Below are 22,471 nucleotides of genomic sequence, written 5' to 3'. Positions count from 1 at the left end.
GCCGGTCGCGCAGGTACGCGTCGCGACGTCAGTCGTTGACGCAGGTGTTGCCGAACGCCGGGTTCAGCAGCCCGATCAGGTTCACGGTGTTGCCGCAGACGTTGATCGGCACGTGGACCGGAACCTGGACGACGTTGCCCGACAGCACGCCCGGGGAGTGGGCGGCGGCGCCGGCCGCGTCGGCGCCGGCGGACGCGACACCGGCACCGCCGGCGACGGCCGCGACAGCGGCGGAGGTCAGGACCAGGCCCTTCGCGATACGCGACATGGAGAGGTGCTCCTTGGGGTTGACGCAAACAGCCGGGCGGGGATGCCCGGCGCTGTGAAAACGCGCGACGCGCCGGGGAGTTGTGCCGCCAATGGGGTGATCTCACCGAGGGCCCGGCTTCACCATTCGACACACTTGCCCGATATCAGTTGATTAATACGGATAGCGGCTAGAGTTGCGGACCTCCCGCCCCACGCCTATAGCCAGCAAATCGCACGAAAGGACATCGCCGCTCATGCGCTCTCCCTTCGGTCCGCTGCTGCTCCGTCCGCATTACTCCCTGGTCGGCGCGTCGGGGGCGCGTGTACCGGCGTACGCGCGCACGCGCGGCCGCGCCGAGGAGGCATTCGAACGGGGCGCGGCTGCGCGGCGCGGCGGTGACCAGCGGGCCTTCCGGCTCGTTTCCTCACGGGACGCGGCGTGGGCCGGCGCGCTCTTCGCGGCCGTCGACGCAAAGCAGTGATGCGCGTTCCCGCACGTTGCCAGCGTCACCCGTGAGCGAGGAAGCCGCGCATGCACCCGTCAGCAACCGACCCTCCGTTGCGGGTCCTCCACGTCACGCAGCCCGTCGACGGCGGGGTCGCCCGCGTGGTCGCCCAACTGGTCCGTGCTCAGCTCGACGCCGGTGCGCAGGTCACCGTGGCCTGTCCGGACAGCCCGCTGACCGCCGAACTGCGCGCGGCCGGTGCCGAGGTGCGGCCGTGGGCCGCGACCCGCTCGCCGGGGCCCGCGCTGGCCCGTGAAGTGCGCTCCCTCGGCCGGCTGATCGAGGAGGTACGCCCCGAACTGCTGCACGCGCACAGCGCGAAGGCCGGTCTGGCCGGGCGTCTCGCGGTGCGCGGGCGGATCCCGACGGTGTTCCAGCCGCACGCCTGGTCGTTCGAGGCGGTCGGCGGCGCCACCGCCTCACTCGCCCTCAAGTGGGAGCGTTTCGGGGCACGTTGGACCCATCGCACGGTGTGCGTGAGCGAGGCCGAGCGGGAGCGGGGCGTGCGCGCGGGAATCGCCGCGCACTGGAGCGTCGTGGCGAACGGCGTCGACCCGCAGGTCTTCCACCCGGCCGCCGTGGACACCGTACGGGCCGCCCTGCTGCCGGACTTCGGGCCCGCGGCACCGCTCGTGGTGTGTGTGGGGCGGCTGTGTCCGCAAAAGGGGCAGGACGTGCTGCTCGACGCGTGGGGCACGGTCTTACGGCAGGTGCCGGGCGCCCGGCTCGCGCTCGTCGGGGACGGCCCCGGGCGGGAGCAACTGGCCGCGTCCGCGCCGGAGTCGGTGCTGTTCGCGGGGGACGTGGCCGACCCCGTGCCCTGGTACCAGGCCGCCGATCTGGTGGTGCTGCCTTCGCGCTGGGAGGGCATGGCGCTGGCGCCGCTGGAGGCGATGGCGTGCGGGCGGCCGGTGGTCCTGACGGACGTGGACGGCGCCCGCGAGAGCCTGCCGCCCGCGCTCGCGCCCCACTGCCTGGTGCCCCCGGGCGATCCGGCGGCGCTCGCCGCCGCCCTCACCGGTCTGCTGCGCGACCCGCTGCTGCGGGAGTCGCTCGGCCACCAGGGGCGCCGGCACGTCCTCGCCGCACACGACGTGCGGCACACCGCCGCCGCGGCCTGGGGCGTGTACCGCGAACTGCTGGACGGCGTACGGACTGCGGCGCGTGTCGCGCCCACCGAGTACAGGGAGTCCATCCACTCGTGACCGCGGAAAGCACCGTCCCCTCGCCCGGCGCCCAGCCGCGGGACCACGGATTCCACCCCCTGTCGGTGCTGCCGCCCCGCGGCCGCGCCGCCGGTTTCCCCTTCCCCGCCCGCAGACCCCGGTCCCGCCCCGACTCGCCCCTGCCGCTGTTGCTGTGCGACGCCTCGGCCGCGGCGGTGGGCGCGCTGGCGCTCGCCGAACACCGCCCGGTCCTGATGGCGCTGCTGATCGCCGCGTCGTTACTGCTGCACCCGCGCTCCCCCCGGCGCGTCGACGGCGTCCTCGACGAACTGCCCGCCGTGTGCGGCCGTATCACCGTCTCCTGGCTCGGTCTCGGTGCGCTCGTCGCGGCGTACTCCCCGCAGGCCGCCCTGTCCGCCCGCACGCTCGCCCTCGGCATCGCCACCCAGGCGGCGGCGGGCTGCGCCGGACGCGCACTCGTGCACTGGGAGCGCCGCGCGGGCCTGCTGCGCCGCCCGCGCGCCGCGCTCGTCGTGGGGCCCGCGGACACCGCGCAGCGCGTGGCCGCCGCGGTGCTGCGGAACCCGCGCTGCGGGGTGCGGCCGGTCGGGGTGGTCGCCGACCACCCCGACGGCACCGGCGGGCTGCCCGTGCTCACCACCGGGGCCGAGGTGCAGCGGGCCCTCATCCAGAACGCCGTACGCGACATCCTCGTCGTGCACCCCTCCGCGCGGATGCGGCAGGCGCCGCTGCTGCGAGCCCTGTCCGAATCGGGGTGCGCGGTGTGGGAGCTGGACGCCGACTCGCCCTCCCACGAGGCCCTGGAGCTGCTCGCCGGGTTCTCCTGCCGGCGGCTGCGGCTCGGCTCGGGCCTGCGTGACAGCGCGGGCAAGCGCGCGCTGGACGTGGTGGTGTCCGGGGCGCTGCTGCTCGCGGTGAGCCCGCTGCTGCTGGTGTGCGCGGCGGTGCTGCGGCTGACCGACGGGCCGGGCGTGGTCTTCCGCCAGGAGCGCATCGGCAAGGACGGGCGCCCCTTCACGCTGCTGAAGTTCCGCACCCACCGCCCCGTCGACGCGCACGAGGCCGCGACCCGCTGGAGCGTGGCCGGCCAGCGGGACATGCCGTGGTTCTGCCGCTTCCTGCGGCGCACCTCCCTCGACGAGCTGCTCCAGCTGTGGAACGTCTTCCGCGGCGACATGAGCCTGGTCGGCCCGCGCCCGGAACGCCCGTATTTCGTCAGCCAGTTCAGCCAGACCTATCCCGGTTACGCGGCCCGCCACCGCATGCGCACCGGCATCACCGGACTCGCCCAGATCAACGGGCTGCGCGGCGACACCTCCATCGAGGACCGGGCCCGCTTCGACAACGCCTACATCGACAACTGGTCGCTGTGGCAGGACATCTGCATCCTGCTGCGCACCGCGGCCTCGCTCGTGCGTCCGACCGGGAGCTGACACCGATGACCCTCGCCCTGCCGCTGGCTCCCCGTCGGACACCGTCGCCGGTGTGGCCGGTGGTGGCCGTGGTCGCCCTGCTCGGTCTGCCCCTCACTCCCGGCGCGGAGGGCGGGGCGGGCCCGGCGGACGCGCTGTCGGCGCTCGTCGTCGGCTTCTGCGTGGTCCGCCTGCTGCGCCGGCGCCGCCGTCCCCTGTCCCGTACGGCCGCGGTGGTGCTGGGCCTGCCGGTGGTGGGGCTCGCGCTCGCCGCGGTCGGCGCGTCCTCGGCGGGGGCCGGGCTGACCGGCCTCGGCCGCTACCTCCAGGTGTTCGTGCTGGTCCCCGCTGCGGTCGTGCTGCTGATCCGCGACCGCGCCGACTTCCGGCTGCTGGCCTGGGCGTTCGTCGGGCTCGCGGGCTGGGAGGGGGCGGTCGGTGTCCACCAGTACGTCACCGGGACCGGCGCCTCCTACCAGGGTCAGCAGATCCGGGCCGTCGGCACCTTCGGCGTGGTGGACGTGATGGGCATGGCGACCGTGGTGTCGTTCGGCCTGGTCTGCGCGGTCGGCCTCGCCCTCGGGCAGGCCTCCCTGCGGCAGCGGGCCGTGGCCGTCGCCTGCGCGCTCGCGCTGCTGGTGCCGCTCGCGCTGTCCTTCAGCCGCGGCGCCTGGATCGCCACCGCGGTGACCTGCGCGGCCCAACTCTGCCTGGCCGGGATGCGCAGGGCCCTCAAGGCGGGCGCGGTCCTGCTCGCGGCGGGCGTGCTGCTCGTCGGCGGGCTCGGCATCGGCACGGCCATGCTCCAGGAGCGCATCGCCAGCATCACCCAGGTCGCCGACGCCCCCGACCAGTCCGTGACCGACCGGTACACCATGTGGGCGGCCGCCACCGGCATGTGGCGCGAGCATCCGCTGACCGGCGTCGGCCTCAAGGGCTTCCCCGAGCACCGCGACAGCCACGCCTCGCTCGCGCTGTCCTCGGGCAGCGACACCGAGGGGGCCGGCGCCGCGTTTCGCCGTCAGCCGCTGCTGTCCCCGCACAACATGTACCTGCTCGTCCTCGCCGAGCAGGGACTCGTCGGCCTGCTCGCCCTCGCCGGCAGCTGGCTGGCTCTCCTGGTGTGCGCCCTGACCGGCCTGTGGCGCGCCCGCCGCACGGGCCTGGGCCCGGACTGCGCGCTGGTCTCCTGCGGCCTGCTGGTCTGGCAGCTCACCGACTTCGTGTACGCCGACATCGGCGGGCCCTCGACGGTCCTGACCGCGGTGGCCCTCGGGCTCGCGGCGTGGTGGGCGCTGGTCGGCGGGCGGGAGGCCGGGGACGCAGAGGCCGAGGGCATGACTCCGGCTCACGCCGCGCTGCGCGCGGAGGGTGCGACGCGATGACGGTCACGCCTTCCCAGCCGCCTCGCGCGGAGGAGACGACCGACCCTCCGCAGCAGCCCACGACTTGTGCGGAGGGCACCGCCCGGCTCCCTTCCGCGCAGCCCCTTTCCGCGCAACCCCCTCCCCCGACCCACCCCACCACCCGAGCCGAGGGCACCGCCCAACTCCCGCAAGCCCGCCCCGGCGACACGCCCGACGGCCCCGGCCTCAGCCCCAGCCCCCGCCCCGAGGACGTCGCCGAACACCCCTCCCACCGCTTCCTCGCCCGAGCCGCCCTCGTCACCGCCTCGCTCTCCCTCGCGGGAGCCGTCCTCGGCCTGGTCCGTGATCAGGCGCTGGCGCGGCTGTTCGGGGCGGGCAGTGACACGGACGCCTTCCTGGTGGCCTGGACCGTGCCGGAGTTCGCGGCGACCCTGCTGATCGAGGACGGCCTGGCGTTCGCGCTGGTGCCCGCCTTCAGCGTGGCGCTGGCCCGGCGGGCGCGGGGCGGAGCCGGTGACCCGGTGCGGGCGCTGGTGGCGAGCACCCTGCCCCGGCTGACGTTCGCCTTCGTCGCGGTCGGGGGCCTGATCGTGCTGGCCGCGCCCCAGGTGGTCCGGGCCCTCGCCCCCGGTCTGCCCGACCCGGACCTCGCGGTCGACTGCACCCGCCTCACCGCGACCTGCGTGCTCACCTTCGGGCTCGCCGGGTACTGCAGCGCGGCCCTGCGCGCCCACCGCCGCTTCCTGGCGCCGGCCGCGATCTACGTCGTGTACAACACCGGGATCATCACCGGGATGTTCGTCCTCGGCGGCCGTTGGGGTGTGCGGTCGGCGGCGATGGGCGTGGCGGTGGGCGGCTGCCTGATGCTGGCCGTGCAACTACCTTCTCTTCTGGGGCAGTTGCGACGAAAGAGCCCTCGCGTCCTCGGTGAGCGGCAGGAGCAGGAGCGCCCGGTCGGCCTGGCCCTGATCGCGACCGTGCTGCTGTTCGCGCTGTGCCGCCAGTCCCAGGTCCTCGTCGAGCGTTTCCTCGCCTCCCAGTTGCCCTCCGGCGCCATCTCGCACCTCAACTACGCCCAGAAGGTGACGCAGATGCCGATGGTGCTGGCGCTGATGCTGTGCACGGTCACCTTCCCGGTCGTCGCCCGCGCCCTGGCCGACGGCGACACCGAGCGGGCCCGCGACCGGGTGGAGCGCGACCTCGTACTGACCGCGTGGGTGGTGCTGCTCGGCGCCGCGACGGTCGCCGCCTGCGCCCCGCAGATCGTCGAACTGCTCTTCCAGCGCGGCGCGTTCACGGCGAGGGACACCGACGCCACCGCCGCCGTGATGCGGGTGTACGCGCTCGGGCTGCTCGGCCACACCCTGGTCGGCGTCCTGGTGCGCTCCTACTTCTCCGCCGCCCTCCCCAGTTGGTACCCGGTCGGCACGATGGCCCTCGGCATCGTCGCCACCTCCTGGCTCGGCGCCCTCACCGTCGGCCCGTGGGGGGTGCTCGGCATCACCGCCGCCAACGCCGTCGGCATCACCGTGACCGCCGCCCTGCTGCTGGCCGGCATGCGCACCCGCAGCGTCCCCGTCCGGGTCCGACCGGTGCTGCGCGAACTGTCCCGTCCGCTGGGCGCGGCGCTCGGCGCGGGTGTCGCCGGGGCGTTCGTCGCGAGCCGCTTCCCGGACCCGCTGCCCGGCCTCGCCGCGGGTGGCGCCACCGTCACCGTCGTCTTCGTCCTGCTCGGCCGGGCGCTCGGCGCCCGGGGCATCGCACCCGCACTCCGATCCGTACGTCCCGCGACCCGAAGGCACGCGCATGGCCGTAACCGCTGACACCGACAGACGACCGCCGGGCAGTTCCACCCCCTGGGTGGCGATGTACCACTCCGTGGCCGACTGCACCGACGACCCCTACCGCATCACCGTCACCCCCGAACGCCTCGACGGGCAGCTGGCCTGGCTGCGCCGCCGCGGACTGACCGGCGTCTCCCTCGCCGACCTGCTCACCGCCCGCGCCCGCGGCGAGGCCCACGGCCTGGTGGGCCTGACCTTCGACGACGGCTACGCCGACTTCGTCACGGCCGCCCTGCCGGTGCTGCGCCGCCACCGCTGCAACGCCACCCTGTTCGTGCTGCCCGGCCGCCTCGGCGGTGACAACGCGTGGGATCCGCTGGGCCCGCGCAAGCCCCTGCTGACCGCCGAAGGCATCCGGCGCGCCGCGGGCGAGGGCGTGGAGATCGGCTCGCACGGTCTGACCCACATCGACCTCACCCGGGCCGCCGACCCGGTCCTGGAAGCGGAGGTCGCCGAGAGCAGAGCACTGCTCTCGGAGCTGACCGGTGCTCCGGTCGCCGGGTTCTGCTACCCGTACGGCGCCGTCGACCGCCGAGCCGTCACCGCCGTGGCCGACGCCGGGTACGCCTACGCCTGCGCCATCGACCCGGGCCCGCTCACCGGCCCGCTGGCGCTGCCCCGCGTGCACATCGGCCAGCGCGACACCGCCGTACGCCTGTATCTCAAGCACCGGCTGCACCGGCTGCGCCGCCGTCCCGTGGAGGTCGCGCGATGAAGGCGCTGCATGTGATCACCGGGCTCGGCGTGGGCGGGGCCGAGCAGCAACTGCGGCTGCTGCTGCGGCATCTGCCGGTCGACTGCGACGTGGTGACCCTCACCAACCCGGGCGCGGTCGCCGACGGGCTGACGGCCGACGGGGTGCGGGTCACGCACCTCGGCATGGGCGGCAACCGCGACCTCACCGCGCTGCCCCGCCTGGTCCGCCACATCCGCACCGGCGGCTACGACCTCGTCCACACCCACCTCTACCGCGCCTGCGTCTACGGCCGCCTCGCCGCCCGCCTCGCCGGAGTGCGCGGGATCGTCGCCACCGAGCACTCCCTGGGCGACTCCCAGCTGGAGGGCCGCCGGCTCACCCGGGGCGTGCGCGCCCTGTATCTGGCCACCGAACGCCTGGGCCGCTCCACCGTCGCCGTCTCCCCCACGGTCGCCGACCGCCTCCGGCGCTGGGGCGTCCCCGGACCCCGGATCGAGGTCGTCCCCAACGGCATCGACCTGGCCCGCTTCCGCTTCGACCCGCTCCAGCGCCGTCGCACCCGCCGGCGCCTCGGCCTGCCCGAACACGCCTACGTCGTCGGCGGCGTCGGCCGCCTCACCGCGGGCAAACGCTTCGACGTCCTGGTCCGGGCCCTTTCCCGGCTGCCGTCGGACCACTGGCTGCTGCTGGTCGGCGGCGGCCCCGAGGAGAACGTGCTGCGTCGCCTCGCGCACGAGGCCCGGGTCGCCGACCGGGTGCTGTTCACCGGCGAACGCCCCTGTCTGCCCGACGGCTCCCCGGGCCCCGACCTGCCGTCACTGACCTGCGCCATGGACCTGCTGGCCTCGCCGTCCCCCGAGGAGGCCTTCGGCCTGGCGATCGTGGAGGCCCTCGCGGCGGGGCTGCCCGTGCTCTACGCCTCCTGCCCCGCCGTCGAGGACCTGCCCGCGAGCGCCGCGTCCGCCGCCCGCCGCGTCACCGGCGGCCCGGACGCCTTCGCCGACGCGATCGCCCAGGCCCGTGCGGCCGGGGCCGCGCCCCGCACCGCCCCCGAGGCGGCCCACCACTACAGCATCAGCCGCAGCGCCGCCCGGCTCATGGACGTGTACGCGGCAGCGGTCCGCCCCCTCGACGTCCCGACCACCCCAGGAGTGAGTTCCGCATGACCGACAAGACCTCCGCACAGCACCGCGCGGTCCGCCCGCTGGCCCGCGCCAAGGCCCTGCCGCCGTGGGCCCTGGTCGCGGCCGGCGTCCTGGCGGGCGGTGCGCTGGGCGGCGCGTACGGGGCACTGAAGACCCCCACCTACAGCGCGACCAGCTATGTCGTCGCCGTCCCCGCCGAGAGGTCCGACCCGTCGGACGCGCTCGGCTTCGCCCAGGCCTACGGCCGCGTCGCCACACAGATCGCGGTGCTGGGGGACGCCCAGGTGTGGGCGGGCGTGCCGGTGAGCACCCTGCGGTCCAGCGTGCGGACGGCGACCTCGCCGGACGCGCCGATGGTCGCCGTCACCGCCACGTCCTCGCGGCCCGACCTCGCCGCCGACATGGCCAACGCCGTCTCCCGCGCGCTGACCCGGCACGCCAACGACGCCTCCGACGCCACCCACGTCGAACTCCAGCAGTTCGCCCGCGCCGTCGCACCCACCGAGCCGTCCTCGGCGTCCCCGCCGCTCACCGGCCTGGTCGGCGCGAGCACGGGCGGCCTCCTCGGCGGCATGCTGCTGCTGGTCCGCCCGCGCCGCACCGAGCGCCCCGAAGGCCCCACCGCCTCCCTGCCCGCCCCGGCCGTCGCCGCCGACACCCGCGGAGCGCTGTGACCACGAGCACCGAGAACCCGGTACGCACCAGAAGAGCCCCCGCCTGCACCGCGGAACTCGTCACCGACGACACCGCCTTCGCCGCGCTCGCCCCCGCCTGGGACCGGCTCTACCGGCGCTGCTCGGCGGCGACCCCGTTCCAGAGTCACACCTGGCTGCACTCGTGGTGGCTGTCGTACGGCCGACCGGGCCGGCTGCGGCTGTTCCTGGTCCGCGGCGCCGACGGCGAACTCCTCGCCGCCGCCCCCCTGATGGCCGTACGCCGCCCCCTGCCCGCCCTGGTGCCGCTCGGCGGCACGATCTCCGACTACGGCGACGTCCTGCTGGACGACGAGCACGCCGAGGGCGCGGCCGCCGCGCTCACCGGCCGCCTCGCCGAGGCCGCCCGTACCGCGCTGATCGACCTGCGCGAAGTACGACCGGGCGCCGCCGCAGAGCGGATCTACGCCCGCTGGAGCGGCCCGCGCCGACGGGTGAGCGACTCCGTGTGCCTGGAGCTGCCCGCCCTGCCGATGGACGAGCTGATCGCCCGGCTGCCCTCCGCCAAGACCCAGCAGCGGGTGCGCGCCAAGCTGCGCAAGCTGGGCGCGCTCGGCATCCGGCGGCAGGTCGTCCCGCCCGCCGAGGTGGACGGGGCGGTGCGGCGGCTGCTCGCCCTGCACCGGTTGCAGTGGCAGGGCCGCAAGGTGACCGGCGAGCATCTGCGGCCCCGCTTCGCCGAGCACCTCGTCCGCGCGGTCGGCCCGATGGTGCGCTCCGGGGACGCCGTGGTCACGGAGTTCCGCCTCGACGGCGACGTGGTCGCGGTCGACGTCGCTCTGGCGTCCCCGCGCCTGGCCGGCGGCTACCTCTACGGCGCCCACCCGCTCCTGCGCGAGCGCAAGGCGGACGTGGCGGTGATGCTGCTCGACGCCTGCGCCGAGCACGTCCTGACCGGACGCCGCGGCACGCTGAGCCTGCTGCGCGGTGACGAGTCGTACAAGCATCGCTGGCGGCCCGAACCGGTCGTCAACCAGCGGCTGCTGCTCGCCCGCCGGAGCACCGCCCCGCTGCTCGGCGCCGCGCTCGCGCAGGCCGGGGCCCGGCGCCGGGCCAAGCAGCTGCTGCAGCGGTGGCGGGAACGCGAAGGTGGCGGCAGGTCCTGACGGGGCCTGCCGCCACCGGGTCCGTATATCTCGTCCGCTCAGCTCAGCCGCGACCACCAGTCGAACTTGACGCACAGCTTCCCGCCGAGCCAGTACTCCACCCAGTCGCCCAGCTCCAGCGGCGAACAGTCGACCGGCGGCTGCGAGGGCTGCGCAGGCCGCGTCGGGACGGGGGTGGTGGGTGCCGGGGTGGTAGGTGCCGGGGTGGTCGGTTCGGGCGCCGGTTCCTCCGTACGGCCCGACATGATCGCCCGGTACACCTGCGAGGCCTGCGGATTGCGCGAGCACTGCCACACGCCGTGCGGACAGTAGTCGGTCACCGTGTGGTACAGCGCGTCGTGCTCGTCCATCCAGGCGAGCATCCGCCGCATGTACTCCGCGTTGTCACCGTTGCGGAAAAGTCCCCATTCCGGATACGAGACGGCCTTGCCGTGGGCCTTCGCGAAGTCCACGTGCTGCTGAAGTCCGTAGGGCTCCCTCACCTGTTCGTCGAACGACAGGCCCTCCGGCTGGTCGTACGCGTCCATGCCGATGATGTCGACGGTGTCGTCGCCGGGATAGCACTGGGTCCAGGGAACGGCGTCCCGGCCGCGGCTCGGGGTGAAGTCGAACCTGAACTTCTGCCCCGGCACGGACCGCATGGCGGTGACGATCCTGTTCCAGTACGCCTTCCAGGACTCCGGGTCCGGGCCGCAGCGGTGGGTGTACGTGATGCCGTTCATCTCCCAGCCGAGCACGAGGACCGTGTCCGGCACCTCCAGCTCGACCAGCCGTTCGGCCAGGGCCCGGAAGTGATGGTCGAACTCCCCGGCCGCGCCGCGCCGCAGCAGGCCGCGCACCTGGGAGTCGGACAGGCCCTCCTCGTTGCGCTCCAGCATGGGGACGTTGAGGACCAACATCCGGTCGGCCTGCTCGGTGCGCCAGTCGGCCCACACGTCCAGGAACCCGGGCTGCCCCTCGATGTTGCTCCAGAGGTCGCCGGGCAGATAGGTGTGGGCGACACGCAGCTCGGCACCGCCCAGCCATTCGCTGAACTCGGCCATCCGGGCCACACCGCGCGCCCCGTAGTCGAGGTAGGCGCCGAAGGCCGGCTTCTTCGTCGGGGTCGCCTCGGGGGACAGGGACGGTTCGGTCACCGCGGGCGCCGAGGACGTCGGCGTGGGAGCGGAGGGGTCGCCGACCGCCACCACTCCCAGTCCCGCGGCGAAACCGGGACCGGACGCCAGGGCGGCCGACGCCGCGACCGTCGCCGCGACGAGCGCCAGCCGCCGGGACGGGGACCGACGTTGTCGTGGGGCCATGCCTGCTCCTTTCTCCACTCTCGCGCTGTTCTTCTGACGTGCTCTCTCGTCTTTTTTGTCACGAGTCATTGACACTGAGTCATATGAACGGGCGGTACGCCAGTGCGGATACGGCGTCCGAGTGCGCCTTGCCACCGCACGGGTGACGGGGGCGCGGACATGCGCGCGCCCCGGCTGACGACAACGGGTCGTCAGCCGGGGCGCGGCAGGTCACGGGTGCCGGGCACCTGTGGTCATCGACGGGACGCGGCTCGGCCTCGTCGGTAGAGCAGGACTCCGCCCACGATCAGCACGGCGCTGACGCCCGAGGCGGCGATCATCGCCTCACTGCCCGTGTCGGGCAGGTGCGGCGGGGGCCCGTGGTGGTGCCCACCGGGCGGCATCGTGTGCGGCGGCATCGTGTGCGGCGGGGTGGTGTGCGGGGGCGTCGTGTGAGGCGGCGTCGTGTGCGGGGGCGTGGTGTGAGGCGGCGTGGTGTGCGGGGGCGTCGTATGCGGCGGCGTCGTGTGAGGCGGCGTCGTATGCGGCGGCGGAGTGGTGTGCGGGGGCGTCGTATGCGGCGGCGGCGTCGTGTGAGGAGGCTTGGTGTGAGGCGGCTTGGTGTGGGGCGGCTTCGTCGGGGTCTCGCCGTAACCGCCCTCCTCGTCGTCCGACGGGCCCCCGTAACCGCCTTCGTCGTCCGACGGACCCCCGTATCCGCCGCCTTCGTCGTGCGACGGGCCCCCATAACCGCCGCCTTCGTCGTGCGACGGGCCCCCGGAGCCGTCGCACTCGCCGTGGACGCCGCTGCCGCCGCCGAACCCGTCGGCCGTGTCGGCGCAGATGTCGGTGGGCAGGGCGGCGGGCGAGTGGGCGGTGTGGCCGGAGCCGCCGCCGAAGGAGTCGGGCGAGTCCTCGTCGTGGACGTCGTCGGCCGAAGCCGTGCGGTGGGTGCCCGACGTCGCGCCGGGCGAGGCGGAGGCGGACCCGTCGGCGACGTAGTCGGCGAGGGCGGGGCTGCCGCACAGAGACAGGATGCTCGTCGCGGCAGCGGCCGCGACCATTCCCCTACTCAGGGTCTGTCGCAATCTCGTTGTCTTCCTGCTTGATGAGGATGGGAAAGGCCGGCCCCGGAACATGGTTGAGGTTCAGTCCGGGGCCGGCCGATGCGCAGCCGCGCGGTTGCTGCTCGCCTCGACGACGTCAGTCGTTGATGCAGGTGTTCCCGATGGCCGGGTTCAGCAGCGCGATCACGTTGACGGTGTTGCCGCAGACGTTGATCGGCACGTGGATCGGGACCTGGACGACATTGCCCGACAGGAATCCCGGGGAGCCGACAGCGACACCCGTGGCCTCGGCTCCGCCGTCGGCGAAGGCCGGCGCGGCCCCGCCCAGGGCCAGGATCACGCCCGCGACGACAGCAGCGGTCTTCTTCATGGACTTTCCCTTCTCTGCGGTCACGCCCTTTTGACGGCCGAAGCCGAGCGAGCTCAACTGGGATGGCTCGCACCATGACCGGCAGGCTGTAGAACGAGGGATAGACAGCCGAAGAAACTAATGAACGCGCGTCGCGGGGGAATTCACTCTTCCGCCCTCATAGAATTGACACCGATGCAGCACAGGAGAGGAAACGGTTCACCTGAGTGGGGATATTCAACAGCGGACATGTTTGGCACGAACAAGGCCGCCCAGGGACGGCGTGTGCAACACCGTTTCCCGGGCGGCCTCTGACGACTGATCAGCCGTTGCGCTCGCCGTTGCCCGACAGCGCCGAGATGTCGCTGAGGATGTTCGACAGCGGCTCGTCGCCCTTGGCCTGGGTGGAATTGTCGGCGCACTGCTGGTTCTGCGGGGCCGACAGGATCGGCACGTCCTGCGCCACACCGACGGCGGCGATGATGCCGAGGATGGCCTGGAGGTTGGCCTTCACCGGCACACCCGCGCAGAGCTTGTTGACCGAGCCCTGCACCAGGGTGGCCTGCGGGCTCATCTTGCCCTTGGTCACCGCGTTGCCGAACGCGGAGTGCGCGCCGTTGCCGCTCGCGGACTGGGTGCCGTCACCGTCACCGATGGCAAGCGCCTGGGGTGCGGCAGCCGCCGACGCACCTACGACGGACGCGGCGATCGCCGCCGCGGCCATTGCCTTCTTCAGCATTTCGCTTTCCTTTCCTGACCCGCGACGCGGGTTCCTGCTGCCCCTTCAAGCGGGTGCCTGCTCTCGCATCAACCCGTCGCCACGGGATTGGTTGCGGCCATTCACCCGTAAGGATCGCCGGGCACCCGATTGAGCCATCGGAGTGAATAGGGGCAACCAAGCAGGGCCGGGGCATGTTGGTCAGGGCGCTCCGGTGGACGGGGTTTCTCCAGAAGGGACTTAACCAAGTGATCAAGAAGGTTCTGGCCACCGCCGCGGTCGCCGCTTCCGTTGTCGGCGCGGCCTCCCCGGCCATGGCCATCGGCGACGGCGACGGCACCCAGTCCGCCAGCGGCAACGGTGCCTCCCAGTCGTTCGGCAACTCGGCCACCTACGGCAACATGAGCCCGCAGATGGCGCTGATCCAGGGCTCCTTCAACAAGCCCTGCATCGGCCTGCCGGCCAAGGCCAACCTCCAGGGACTCCTCGGCATCGTCGCCGTGGGCGTCCTGCAGGACGTGCCGATCCTGTCGGCCCCGCAGAACCAGCAGTGTGTCGAGAACTCCACCCAGGCCAAGGGCGACGAGCCGCTGTCGCACATCCTGGACGACATCTCTGTCCTCGCGGGCAACGGCGACGGCAACGGCTGACGTCGTACGGGGTGAACGGGCTGTCTTGCACAGCTCTCGCGGACTGATCTTCCGAATCAGTCCGCCAGCGGGCCGCCGAATTCCCGGCGGCCCGCTGTTCTGCGTTGCGTCGCGTGACCAGCGGCCTGCCCCTGAGGGGTGCGGCCGCCGAGGGGGCGTTCGTCCCATGATCGGAGTGCGCTGCGCCGATCGGGCCATTTCCCGCAACCTGGGCGGCGTTCCTGCCGTTGACGATCATGCAACTCCCCACCGGAGTCCGCTTTTTCGAAGGGAACGAACATGAAGAAGCTGTGGGCAACCGCGGCTATCGCCGCTTCCGTCGCCGGCATCGCCTCCCCGGCCATGGCCATCGGCGACGGCGACGGCACCCAGTCCGCCAGCGGCAACGGCGCCTCGCAGGAGTTCGGCAACTCGGCCACGTTCGGCAAGATGAGCCCGCAGCTCTCGCTGGTCCAGGGCTCGCTGAACAAGCCCTGCATCGGCCTGCCGGCCAAGCTCAACGCACAGGGTCTCCTCGGCATCGTCGCCGTCGGAGTCCTGCAGGACGTGCCGATCCTGTCGGCGCCGCAGAACCAGCAGTGTGTCGAGAACTCCACCCAGGCCAAGGGTGACGAGCCGCTGTCGCACATCCTGGACGACATCTCGGTCCTCGCGGGCAACGGCGACGGCAACGGCTGAGCCATCTCGCTCTCCGCGACGGCGGGCCCCGGTTCCTCACGGTGGCCCGCCGTTCGCATGCCCGGGGCTCAGTGGGCGTAGAGCTGCTCGATCTGTTCCGCGTACGCCTGGGTCACCGCATGGCGTCTGACCTTCAGGGACGGGGTGAGCAGGCCGTTGTCCTCGGTGAACTCGCCCTCCACCAGGGCGAACGCGCGGATGGACTCGGCGCGGGACACGGCCCGGTTGGCGTGGTCGACGGCCCGCTGCACCTCGGCGCGCATCCGCGGGTCGCGCACCAGAGAGGCCATCGGGGTGTCGGCGGGCAGCTTGCGTACGGCGAGCCAGTGGGCGACCGCCTCCGGGTCGAGGGTGATCAGCGCGGCGACGAAGGGCCGGTTGTCGCCGACGACGACGCACTGGCCGACGGGGGCGCGGCTGCGCAGGCGGTCCTCCAGAACGGCCGGAGAGACGTTCTTGCCGCCGGTGGTGATGATGAGGTCCTTCTTGCGGCCGGTGATGGTGAGATAGCCGTCGTCGTCGAGGGAGCCGAGGTCGCCGGTGGCGAACCAGCCGTCGGTCAGGGCCTCCTCGGTGGCCCGCGGGTTGTTCCAGTACGCGCCGAAGACGATGCCTCCCTTGATCAGCACCTCGCCGTCGTCGGCGATCCGGACCGCGGTGCCGGGCACGGGCCGGCCGACCGTGCCGGGGCGGGGTTCCAGCGGCGGGACGACGGTGGCGGCCGCGGTGGTCTCGGTCAGGCCGTAGCCCTCGTAGACGATGATCCCGGCCGCCTGGAAGAACAGGTTGAGCTCGCGGTCCAGCGGGGAGCCGCCGCTGATGGCGTAGCGCACCCGGCCGCCCAGCTCCTTGCGGACCCGGCGGTAGACCAGCAGGTCGTACAGCGCCCACGCGGCGTACAGCCCCGGTCCCGGGCCCTTGCCGCGGCCCAGGAACTTCTCCAGGTACGCCTCGCCGAAGCGGACGCCGATGCGGTGGGCGCGGTCGAAGGAGGCGGCGCGGCCGAGTTTCTCGGCGGTGGCGCGGCCGGTGTCGTGGATCTTCTCGAAGAGGTAGGGCACGCCGACCAGGAAGGTGGGGCGGAACTCCTTGAGCGCGGGCCGCAGTTCGTCGGGCTTGATGCTGGGGCAGTGGCCGATCTCGATACGGGCCAGCAGACAGGCGATCTGCAGGGTGCGGCCCATGATGTGCGCGAGCGGCAGGAAGAGGAGGGTGGAGGCGGTCTGGCCGGTGACCTCCTTGAAGATCGGGTGCAGCAGCTCGACGGTGTTGGCGGCCTCGGCGTGCAGGTTGGCGTGGGTGAGGACGCAGCCCTTGGGGCGGCCGGTGGTGCCGGAGGTGTAGCAGAGGGTGGCGACCGAGTCGGTGGTCAGGGCGGTGCGGCGCTTGGTGACGTCCTCGTCGGACAGATGCCGGCCGAGGGAGGCGAGGTCGGCGATGGCGCCGCCCTCCGCGTCAGCGGCTGATGTCCGCGTCAGCTCCCAGACACGCGGCGGCTCCGGATGCTCCGCGGTGCCTTCGCGGACGGTCGCGGTGTTCTCGGCGGTCTCGGTGATCACGAACCGGGCGCCGGAGTCGCGGACGATCCACTCCACCTGCTCGGCGGAGGAGGTGGCGTAGATCGGCACGACCTGGCCGCCCGCCGCCCAGATCGCGAAGTCCAGGACCGTCCACTCGTAGCGGGTGCGGGACATCACCGCGACCCGGCCGCCCGGCTCCAGGCCCGCCGCCACCAGGCCCTTGGCGACGGCGGTGACCTCACGGGCGAACGCGGCGGCCGTGACCGGGCGCCAGCCGGCCGGTTCCCGGCGGCGCAGCACCACCGCGTCGGGGGCCTCGGCCGCGTTGGTGAAGGGCAGGTCCGCGATGCTGCCGGAGGCCTGGGCGGCCGCCAGGGGCGCGGCGCGGGCCTCGCGCACCGCTCCGGTGTCGTCCCTGGTCAGCTCGACCGGGGCACGGCCGGCCAGGTCGGTGCGCTGCTTGGCCCGCTGGAGATCCCTGCGTACGCCCATGACGGCTCCCGGTGCGAACGTGCCGGTGAACGACCTTGGTGCGACGTCAACTTACTCGCGCGTAAGGAAAGGTCAATGGGTCCGGCAGACGGGGTTCACAGCAGCCGGTCCGCCTGCCGGACCGCGTCGGCGAGATCCTCCACCGCGGGGTCCTCGGTGCGGTCGGCCAATTCCTCCGTGTCCTCGGTGAGCTGGGCGAGGCTGGGCGCTCCCGGCAGGCGGGTGTCGCCCGAGGCGCGCAGGGCGTCGGCGAAGTAGGCGGCGGCCGCGGTGACCTGGAACCGCGGGGCGGCCGCGCCCACGGAGCTGTGCAGGGCCACCGCGTCCAGCTGGCCGGAGCGCTCGTGCGGGGTCCGTGTCCTCGGGTCGAGCCAGCGGACGGTGGCCGTGGCCAGATGCCCCGAGGCTCCGGGAGCCGTGCGTACGGCGTACAGCGCGGTCACCGTGTGGCCGGGGCCGACCTCGCCGCCGTCGACCCGGTCGTCGCGGAAGTCCTCGTCGGCGACGGCCCGGTTGTCGTAGCCGACCAGGCGGAACTCCTTCACCGTGGCCGGGTCGAAGGCGACCTGGGCCTTGGCGTCGCGGGCGGTGAGGTCGACATGGCGCGGGAGTTGCTCGCAGAACACCTCGCGGGCGTCCTGCGCGTCCGACACGTACACGGTGTGGCCGTCGCCGCGGTCGGCGAGGCGTTCCATCAGCTCGTCGCCGTAGTCGCTGCCGACGCCGACGCCGAACAGGGTGATGCCGTGCTCGCGGCGGGACGCGCCGATCTTCTCCAGGATGGTGTCGGCGTCGGTGTCACCGGTGTTGGCGAGCGCGTCGGACACCAGCACGACCCGGTTGGTGACGCCCTCCCGCAGGCCCTCGACGGCGGTGGCGTAGCCGGTCTCGACGCCCGCGCCGAGGTTGGTGGAGCCGAGGACCTCCAGGCTGTCCACGGCGTCGTGGACCGTGCCCCGGTTGCCGCCGAGCCGGGTCATCGGCAGCACGGTCTCGGCCTCGTCGGAGAAGGTGACCAGGGCGACGGAGTCGTCGTCGCGCAGCCGGTCCGTCATCACGTCCAGGGACTCCTTGGCGAGGTCGAGGCGGCCGGGTTCGCTCATGGAGCCGGAGACGTCGACGACGAAGGTGAGCGCGGCGGGCGGGCGTTCGCTCTCCCGCTCGGGCAGCCGGGTGGCGAGGCCCACCCGGACCAGCGACCAGTCCTCCTCGCCGGTGCGGGCGCCGTCCACGGTGACGGTGAAGCCGTTGCCGTCCGGGCGCGGGTACTCCTGGCGGAAGCTGTTGACGAACTCCTCGGGCCGCACCTGCGCCGGGTCGGGGGTGCGGCCCTCGGCCAGGACACGGCGGGTGTAGCCGTAGGAGGCGGTGTCCACGTCGAGCGCGAAGGTGGAGAGCAGGTCGGGTGCGCGCTCGGTGTCGTCCGGGTCCTGCGAGGTGTCGTCGGGGTCCCGCGAGGTGTCGTCGCGCAGGTCCTGGTCGCCGGCGCTCTGCCGCGGGGCGGGGAAGCCGCGCTCGGCCTTCGAGGCGTCGCTGCCGTCCCCGGTGCCCGAGCAGCCCGTGAGCAGCAGTCCGCCGGCGGCGGCGAGGGCGGTCAGCGCCCCGCCGATCCGCCGTCCGCACCGCCGCCTCTGTGTCCCGTGTCGCTCCATCCGCTGTGCCCCCTCGGTCCGTTGACGCCGTGGTCTGTTGTGACTGTGACGGCGTGACGGACCGGAACGTGCGCGACGGGGTGTTGCGGATGGGTCTCGAAGCGGGCACGACAGGGGCCCGCCGAGACCGGTGGGTGATCCTCCGGTGACCTAGGAGACGACGTCCTTGCGGGCGAAACCCCGGAAGGCCAGCGCGAACAGCACCAGCGCGTACGTTACGGACAGGGCGGTGCCCTGGATCATCCCGGACCACTCGGGGCGGGGCTGGATGGCGTCGGCCCAGGCGAACTGCCAGTGCGCGGGCAGGAAGTCGCGCCAGTCGCCGAGGGCGGTCACCGCGTCCAGGACGTTGCCGACGATGGTCAGGCCGACCGCGCCGCCGACCGCGCCGAGCGGGGCGTCGGTCTTGGTCGACAGCCAGAACGCCAGCCCGGCGGTGACCAGTTGGGACACGAAGAGGTACCCGACGACCACCACGAGCCGTTGCGCGGCCGTGCCCGCGGCCAGCTCGCCGCCGGTGGGGATCTCCAGCGGGCCCCAGCCGTAGGCGGCGGTGCCGACGGCGAGGGCGACGACCGGCAGCAGGATCATCGCGGCGAGGCTCATCCCCAGCCCGACGGCCAGCTTGGACCACAGCAGCCGCGCGCGGGGCACGGGGGCGGCGAGCAGATAGCGCAGGGAGGACCAGCCGGCCTCGCTCGCGACCGTGTCCCCGCAGAACAGGGCGACCGGGATGACGAGCAGGAAGCCCGCCGAGACGAACAGGTTCACCGCGGCGAAGTTGGCGCCGGACGCGGTCGCGGTGTCCATCAGGGTGACGCGGCCGTCGGCGCCGTCCGGCTCGCCGCCGATGGCGAAGGCGACGAGCAGCACGAACGGCAGCGCGGCGAGGATCGCGCCCATGACCAGGGTGCGGCGGCGCCCGAGCTGGCGGACCAGCTCGACGCGCAGGGGCAGGGTGCGGCCCGCCCGGTAGCCGGAGGCGGCCTCGGTGAGCGTGCTCATGCGGTACCTCCGATCAGGGTGAGGAAGGCGTCCTCCAGGCGGCGGTGAGGGCCGACCGAGGTCACCCGCACGTCCAGCCGGACGAGTTCGGCGATCAGGCGCTGCGGGGTGCCGGCCGTGCCTTCGGTGTCCAGCCGGACCAGCAGGCCCTCGTCCGCGCGGGCCGCCGAGGCGACACCGGGCAGCGCGGCCACCTTCTCCACCACCGCCTCCTCCAGGGGCGCGGCGGTGCCGACCAGCAGGGTGTCGCCGTTGCCGGTGATCTCCCCGACGGGGCCGGCCTGCACCAGGCGGCCGCGGTCCATCACGACCAGGTGGGTGCAGGACTGCTCGACCTCGGCCAGGAGATGGCTGGAGACGATCACCGTACGGCCGCCGGCCGCGTACCGGATCATCACCTCGCGCATCTCGCGGATCTGGGGCGGGTCCAGGCCGTTCGTCGGCTCGTCCAGGATCAGCAGGTCGGGCAGGCCCAGCATGGCCTGGGCGATGGCGAGGCGCTGGCGCATGCCCTGGGAGTAGGTGCGCACCGCGCGGGCCAGCGCGTCGCCGAGCCCGGCGATCTCCAGGGCCTCCTCCAGACGGGCGTCCTCGGGCGGGCGGCCGGTGGCCCGCCAGTACAGCTCCAGGTTCTCCCGGCCGGACAGGTGCGGCAGGAAGCCCGCGCCCTCGACGAAGGCGCCGACCCGGGACAGCACGGGCGCCCCGGGGCGGACGGCCTGACCGAAGACGCGGATCTCACCGGCGTCGGGCCGGATCAGGCCCATCAGCATGCGCAGGGTGGTGGTCTTGCCCGCGCCGTTCGGCCCGAGCAGGCCGAGCACCTGGCCCTTCTCCACCCGGAAGGACAGGTCGCGGACGCTGTAGCGGTCGCCCTTGGCGTACTTCTTGCTCAGATCGGTGATCTGCAGCGGCACCTCGGCCAGCTCCGGGTCGGGCGCGGGCGCGGCGGTGCGGCGACGGGCGCCGAGCAGCAGGGCCAGGGCGGTCACGGCACCGGCCAGCGGCAGCCACCACACCCATGCGGGCAGCGGGGCGGCGGCGGTCTCCACGCGCGGGGCCGTCGGCACGGACAGGGCGCTCTCCAGGGACACCGTGTACGCCGCCGGGGCCGCCGGGGAGGCGTAGCCGAGGTCGGTGGAGGCCAGGACCAGGCGCAGGCGGTGGCCCTTGTCGACCTCGTGGTCGATGGCGGGGAGGGTGAGGGTGACGTCCTTGCCGGTCGCGGGCTCGGCGGTCGGGGCCTTCCCGGAGCCCGCACTGCCGTTGCCGCTCGTGGGCTTCCCGGCGCCCGCGCTGCCCTGGCCGCTCGTGGCCTTCCCGGCGCCCGCGCCGACCCTGCCGCCCTCACCGCCCTTCACACCCTCCACCCGGACCGGCGCCACCAGCTGGGACGGCAGCACCTGTTGCCTGCCGTCCGGGCCGACGTCGTAGACCTTGGCGAACAGGACCGCGTCCTGGCTCGTCGAGGCCACGTGGACCCTGACCGTGGGCGTGCCCGTGATCCGCAGGCTCTGCCGCAGTGGCGCCGAGTCGAAGCGGGCGTACTGGCCGGGGAAGTCGAGGGAGACGCCGAGGCCGAGGGAGGAGAGCTGGGCGAGGCCGCCGCCGGTGCCGAGGCCGGGCAGGGCGGAGACGGCGGGCGGGCTCGCGCCGGCCGGGTTGGCGAAGGTCTGCTCGCCGCCGCTGAGCGCGATCTCGCGCGCGGCGGAGCGCAGGCCCGGGTAGGCGTCCGCGTCGGCGCCCCGCAACTGGGCGGTGCCGTCGGTGGAGTCGACGCCTCCGGTGCGGGTGACCCGGAAGGCGGGGCCGGTGTCGGCGGCCTTGTCGTCCTTGAGGTAGCGGTCGAACCAGGCCGTGACCCGGGAGCGGACGCGCTCGCCCTCCAGGTCGCCGCCGTCGTGGCCGCCGGCGATCCAGTCGACGTCGACGGGGGCGCCGTTGGCGCGGATCGCCTTCGCCGCCGCGTCGGCGTGGTCCAGCGGGAAGAGGGAGTCCGTCTGGCCCTGCACCAGGAGGGTGGGCACGTCGATGCGGTCGGCGACCGCGGACGGCGAGCGCTCCTGAAGCAGTGCGCGGGCCTCGGCGTCCGGGGTGCCGGACTCGGCGACCCGCTCGTACATCGCGCACAGCCGGGGCTCGAACGCCCGGCAGCCGCCGCCGGAGTTGACGAAGATGCCCGCCCACAGCTTCTTGAACACGCCGTGGGGGAACAGGGCGTCGGCGAGGTTCCAGTAGGTGATGGCCGGGGCGATGGCGTCCACCCGGTCGTCGTGCCCGGCGGCGAGGAGGGCGACCGCGCCGCCGTAGGAGGCACCGGCGACGCCCACGCGCGGGTCGCCCGGCTCGTCGAGCCGGACCTGGGGCTGCCGCGCGAGCCAGTCGATCAGCTTCGAGGCGTCGGCGACCTCGCCCTCCGGGGCGTTCAGCCCGATCCGCCCGGTCGACTCGCCGAAGCCGCGCGCGGACCAGGTCAGCACCGCGTATCCGTCGCGGGCCAGTTCCTCGGCCTGTTCGCGGACGTCGGCCTTGCTGCCGCCGAAGCCGTGCGCGAGGAGGACCGCGGGGCGGCGGCCGCCGGTCGCGGACGTGAAGTAGGAGGTGTCGATCCGCGCACCGCCCGCCCCGGCCAGCACCTGGTCGGTGCGGCGCACCTCGGACTGCTCGTCGGAGGCCACCGCGGTCCATGTCCCGGCCCCGGCCAGCACGACGACGGCGGCCACGGCGGCCGTCAGCCGCCGCGGTCCGCGCAGCAGGCCCCGCAGTCCGGGCACTCGAAGATCCATGCGCCCACGGTACGGGCCGCCACCGACAACCCGGAACAGCCTCCGGTC

The 22,471-nt window shown here is 73.7% G+C and carries 20 protein-coding genes; 11 read left to right on the top strand and 9 right to left on the bottom strand.

Features of this window, described 5'->3' with window-relative positions:
* Positions 1–28: 28 nt before the first annotated feature.
* On the bottom strand, positions 29–268 hold the full coding sequence (locus RKD23_RS24425) for a chaplin (RefSeq protein WP_424855610.1): 240 nt from the start codon (positions 266–268) through the stop codon (positions 29–31).
* Between the two features lie 235 nt (positions 269–503).
* Here RKD23_RS24425 and RKD23_RS24420 point away from each other — a divergent pair, with 235 nt between their 5' ends.
* The 9 genes from RKD23_RS24420 to RKD23_RS24380 are packed head-to-tail and all read left to right on the top strand — an operon-like array spanning position 504 to position 10,226.
* The gene (locus RKD23_RS24420) at positions 504–731 is read left to right on the top strand and encodes a hypothetical protein (protein WP_424855609.1); all 228 of its coding nucleotides are present in this window, start codon (positions 504–506) and stop codon (positions 729–731) included.
* Positions 732–781: 50 nt separating this feature from the next.
* Complete coding sequence (locus RKD23_RS24415) at positions 782–1,960, top strand: glycosyltransferase (protein WP_424855608.1); 1,179 nt, start codon at positions 782–784, stop codon at positions 1,958–1,960.
* Positions 1,957–3,375 (top strand): sugar transferase, encoded by a 1,419-nt coding sequence (locus RKD23_RS24410; RefSeq protein ID WP_424855607.1) that lies wholly within the window; start codon positions 1,957–1,959, stop codon positions 3,373–3,375. Before RKD23_RS24415 ends, RKD23_RS24410 begins: the two co-directional genes overlap by 4 nt.
* A 5-nt stretch (positions 3,376–3,380) precedes the next feature.
* Positions 3,381–4,739 carry an O-antigen ligase family protein gene (locus tag RKD23_RS24405; protein WP_424855606.1) on the top strand — a complete coding sequence of 453 codons (1,359 nt, stop codon included), beginning with the start codon at positions 3,381–3,383 and terminating at the stop codon, positions 4,737–4,739.
* Positions 4,736–6,544, top strand: a complete 1,809-nt coding sequence (locus RKD23_RS24400; protein ID WP_424855605.1) for a lipid II flippase MurJ — start codon at positions 4,736–4,738, stop codon at positions 6,542–6,544. Before RKD23_RS24405 ends, RKD23_RS24400 begins: the two co-directional genes overlap by 4 nt.
* Complete coding sequence (locus RKD23_RS24395) at positions 6,528–7,280, top strand: polysaccharide deacetylase family protein (RefSeq protein WP_424855604.1); 753 nt, start codon at positions 6,528–6,530, stop codon at positions 7,278–7,280. Before RKD23_RS24400 ends, RKD23_RS24395 begins: the two co-directional genes overlap by 17 nt.
* Positions 7,277–8,428, top strand: a complete 1,152-nt coding sequence (locus tag RKD23_RS24390; RefSeq protein WP_424855603.1) for a glycosyltransferase — start codon at positions 7,277–7,279, stop codon at positions 8,426–8,428. Before RKD23_RS24395 ends, RKD23_RS24390 begins: the two co-directional genes overlap by 4 nt.
* On the top strand, positions 8,425–9,081 hold the full coding sequence (locus RKD23_RS24385) for a lipopolysaccharide biosynthesis protein (RefSeq protein ID WP_424855602.1): 657 nt from the start codon (positions 8,425–8,427) through the stop codon (positions 9,079–9,081). The genes RKD23_RS24390 and RKD23_RS24385 overlap by 4 nt, the downstream gene beginning before the upstream one ends.
* Positions 9,078–10,226, top strand: a complete 1,149-nt coding sequence (locus RKD23_RS24380; RefSeq protein WP_424855601.1) for a GNAT family N-acetyltransferase — start codon at positions 9,078–9,080, stop codon at positions 10,224–10,226. Before RKD23_RS24385 ends, RKD23_RS24380 begins: the two co-directional genes overlap by 4 nt.
* 38 nt (positions 10,227–10,264) lie before the next feature.
* Here the strand turns inward: RKD23_RS24380 and RKD23_RS24375 are convergent, their stop codons facing one another.
* The 4 genes from RKD23_RS24375 to RKD23_RS24360 form a co-directional block, all read right to left on the bottom strand.
* The gene (locus RKD23_RS24375) at positions 10,265–11,527 is read right to left on the bottom strand and encodes a glycoside hydrolase family 26 protein (RefSeq protein WP_424855600.1); all 1,263 of its coding nucleotides are present in this window, start codon (positions 11,525–11,527) and stop codon (positions 10,265–10,267) included.
* 233 nt (positions 11,528–11,760) lie between these two features.
* Positions 11,761–12,570 (bottom strand): LPXTG cell wall anchor domain-containing protein, encoded by an 810-nt coding sequence (locus RKD23_RS24370; protein WP_424855599.1) that lies wholly within the window; start codon positions 12,568–12,570, stop codon positions 11,761–11,763.
* A 139-nt stretch (positions 12,571–12,709) separates the two neighbouring features.
* Entirely contained in the window at positions 12,710–12,943 is a 234-nt protein-coding gene (locus tag RKD23_RS24365) for a chaplin (RefSeq protein WP_424855598.1), read from the bottom strand.
* 301 nt (positions 12,944–13,244) lie between these two features.
* Positions 13,245–13,661 carry a rodlin gene (locus tag RKD23_RS24360; RefSeq protein WP_424855597.1) on the bottom strand — a complete coding sequence of 139 codons (417 nt, stop codon included), beginning with the start codon at positions 13,659–13,661 and terminating at the stop codon, positions 13,245–13,247.
* Between the two features lie 227 nt (positions 13,662–13,888).
* On the opposite strand from RKD23_RS24360, the gene RKD23_RS24355 reads away from it, so the two are divergent.
* Both RKD23_RS24355 and RKD23_RS24350 read left to right on the top strand, forming a co-directional pair.
* Positions 13,889–14,290 (top strand): rodlin, encoded by a 402-nt coding sequence (locus RKD23_RS24355; protein WP_424855596.1) that lies wholly within the window; start codon positions 13,889–13,891, stop codon positions 14,288–14,290.
* A gap of 279 nt (positions 14,291–14,569) precedes the next feature.
* Positions 14,570–14,968 (top strand): rodlin, encoded by a 399-nt coding sequence (locus RKD23_RS24350; protein ID WP_424855595.1) that lies wholly within the window; start codon positions 14,570–14,572, stop codon positions 14,966–14,968.
* A 68-nt stretch (positions 14,969–15,036) separates the two neighbouring features.
* Here the strand turns inward: RKD23_RS24350 and RKD23_RS24345 are convergent, their stop codons facing one another.
* The 4 genes from RKD23_RS24345 to RKD23_RS24330 all read right to left on the bottom strand — a co-directional run bounded on the left by RKD23_RS24345 (position 15,037) and on the right by RKD23_RS24330 (position 22,423).
* Positions 15,037–16,980, bottom strand: a complete 1,944-nt coding sequence (locus tag RKD23_RS24345) for an AMP-dependent synthetase/ligase (RefSeq protein ID WP_424855594.1) — start codon at positions 16,978–16,980, stop codon at positions 15,037–15,039.
* A gap of 95 nt (positions 16,981–17,075) precedes the next feature.
* Positions 17,076–18,632, bottom strand: a complete 1,557-nt coding sequence (locus RKD23_RS24340; RefSeq protein ID WP_424855593.1) for a YfbK domain-containing protein — start codon at positions 18,630–18,632, stop codon at positions 17,076–17,078.
* A 150-nt stretch (positions 18,633–18,782) separates the two neighbouring features.
* Entirely contained in the window at positions 18,783–19,637 is an 855-nt protein-coding gene (locus tag RKD23_RS24335; protein WP_424855592.1) for an ABC transporter permease, read from the bottom strand.
* Positions 19,634–22,423 carry a CocE/NonD family hydrolase gene (locus tag RKD23_RS24330; protein WP_424855591.1) on the bottom strand — a complete coding sequence of 930 codons (2,790 nt, stop codon included), beginning with the start codon at positions 22,421–22,423 and terminating at the stop codon, positions 19,634–19,636. Before RKD23_RS24330 ends, RKD23_RS24335 begins: the two co-directional genes overlap by 4 nt.
* Positions 22,424–22,471 lie beyond the last annotated feature (48 nt).

Origin of the sequence: Streptomyces sp. SAI-170, assembly GCF_049739565.1 — a bacterium.
Lineage (GTDB): Bacteria > Actinomycetota > Actinomycetes > Streptomycetales > Streptomycetaceae > Streptomyces.
Note: the sequence above shows the minus strand (reverse complement) of the source record. Positions and strands in the feature narration are given on the sequence as shown.

What these genes read in the sequence shown, in the direction of transcription:
- RKD23_RS24425 (WP_424855610.1), bottom strand. Translation starts at nt 268, where the DNA reads ATGTCGCGTATCGCGAAGGGCCTGGTCCTGACCTCCGCCGCTGTCGCG.
- RKD23_RS24420 (WP_424855609.1), top strand. Translation starts at nt 504, where the DNA reads ATGCGCTCTCCCTTCGGTCCGCTGCTGCTCCGTCCGCATTACTCCCTG.
- RKD23_RS24415 (WP_424855608.1), top strand. Translation starts at nt 782, where the DNA reads ATGCACCCGTCAGCAACCGACCCTCCGTTGCGGGTCCTCCACGTCACG.
- RKD23_RS24405 (WP_424855606.1), top strand. Translation starts at nt 3,381, where the DNA reads ATGACCCTCGCCCTGCCGCTGGCTCCCCGTCGGACACCGTCGCCGGTG.
- RKD23_RS24400 (WP_424855605.1), top strand. Translation starts at nt 4,736, where the DNA reads ATGACGGTCACGCCTTCCCAGCCGCCTCGCGCGGAGGAGACGACCGAC.
- RKD23_RS24395 (WP_424855604.1), top strand. Translation starts at nt 6,528, where the DNA reads ATGGCCGTAACCGCTGACACCGACAGACGACCGCCGGGCAGTTCCACC.
- RKD23_RS24390 (WP_424855603.1), top strand. Translation starts at nt 7,277, where the DNA reads ATGAAGGCGCTGCATGTGATCACCGGGCTCGGCGTGGGCGGGGCCGAG.
- RKD23_RS24385 (WP_424855602.1), top strand. Translation starts at nt 8,425, where the DNA reads ATGACCGACAAGACCTCCGCACAGCACCGCGCGGTCCGCCCGCTGGCC.
- RKD23_RS24375 (WP_424855600.1), bottom strand. Translation starts at nt 11,527, where the DNA reads ATGGCCCCACGACAACGTCGGTCCCCGTCCCGGCGGCTGGCGCTCGTC.
- RKD23_RS24370 (WP_424855599.1), bottom strand. Translation starts at nt 12,570, where the DNA reads ATGGTCGCGGCCGCTGCCGCGACGAGCATCCTGTCTCTGTGCGGCAGC.
- RKD23_RS24365 (WP_424855598.1), bottom strand. Translation starts at nt 12,943, where the DNA reads ATGAAGAAGACCGCTGCTGTCGTCGCGGGCGTGATCCTGGCCCTGGGC.
- RKD23_RS24360 (WP_424855597.1), bottom strand. Translation starts at nt 13,661, where the DNA reads ATGCTGAAGAAGGCAATGGCCGCGGCGGCGATCGCCGCGTCCGTCGTA.
- RKD23_RS24350 (WP_424855595.1), top strand. Translation starts at nt 14,570, where the DNA reads ATGAAGAAGCTGTGGGCAACCGCGGCTATCGCCGCTTCCGTCGCCGGC.
- RKD23_RS24345 (WP_424855594.1), bottom strand. Translation starts at nt 16,980, where the DNA reads ATGGGCGTACGCAGGGATCTCCAGCGGGCCAAGCAGCGCACCGACCTG.
- RKD23_RS24340 (WP_424855593.1), bottom strand. Translation starts at nt 18,632, where the DNA reads ATGGAGCGACACGGGACACAGAGGCGGCGGTGCGGACGGCGGATCGGC.
- RKD23_RS24335 (WP_424855592.1), bottom strand. Translation starts at nt 19,637, where the DNA reads ATGAGCACGCTCACCGAGGCCGCCTCCGGCTACCGGGCGGGCCGCACC.
- RKD23_RS24330 (WP_424855591.1), bottom strand. Translation starts at nt 22,423, where the DNA reads ATGGATCTTCGAGTGCCCGGACTGCGGGGCCTGCTGCGCGGACCGCGG.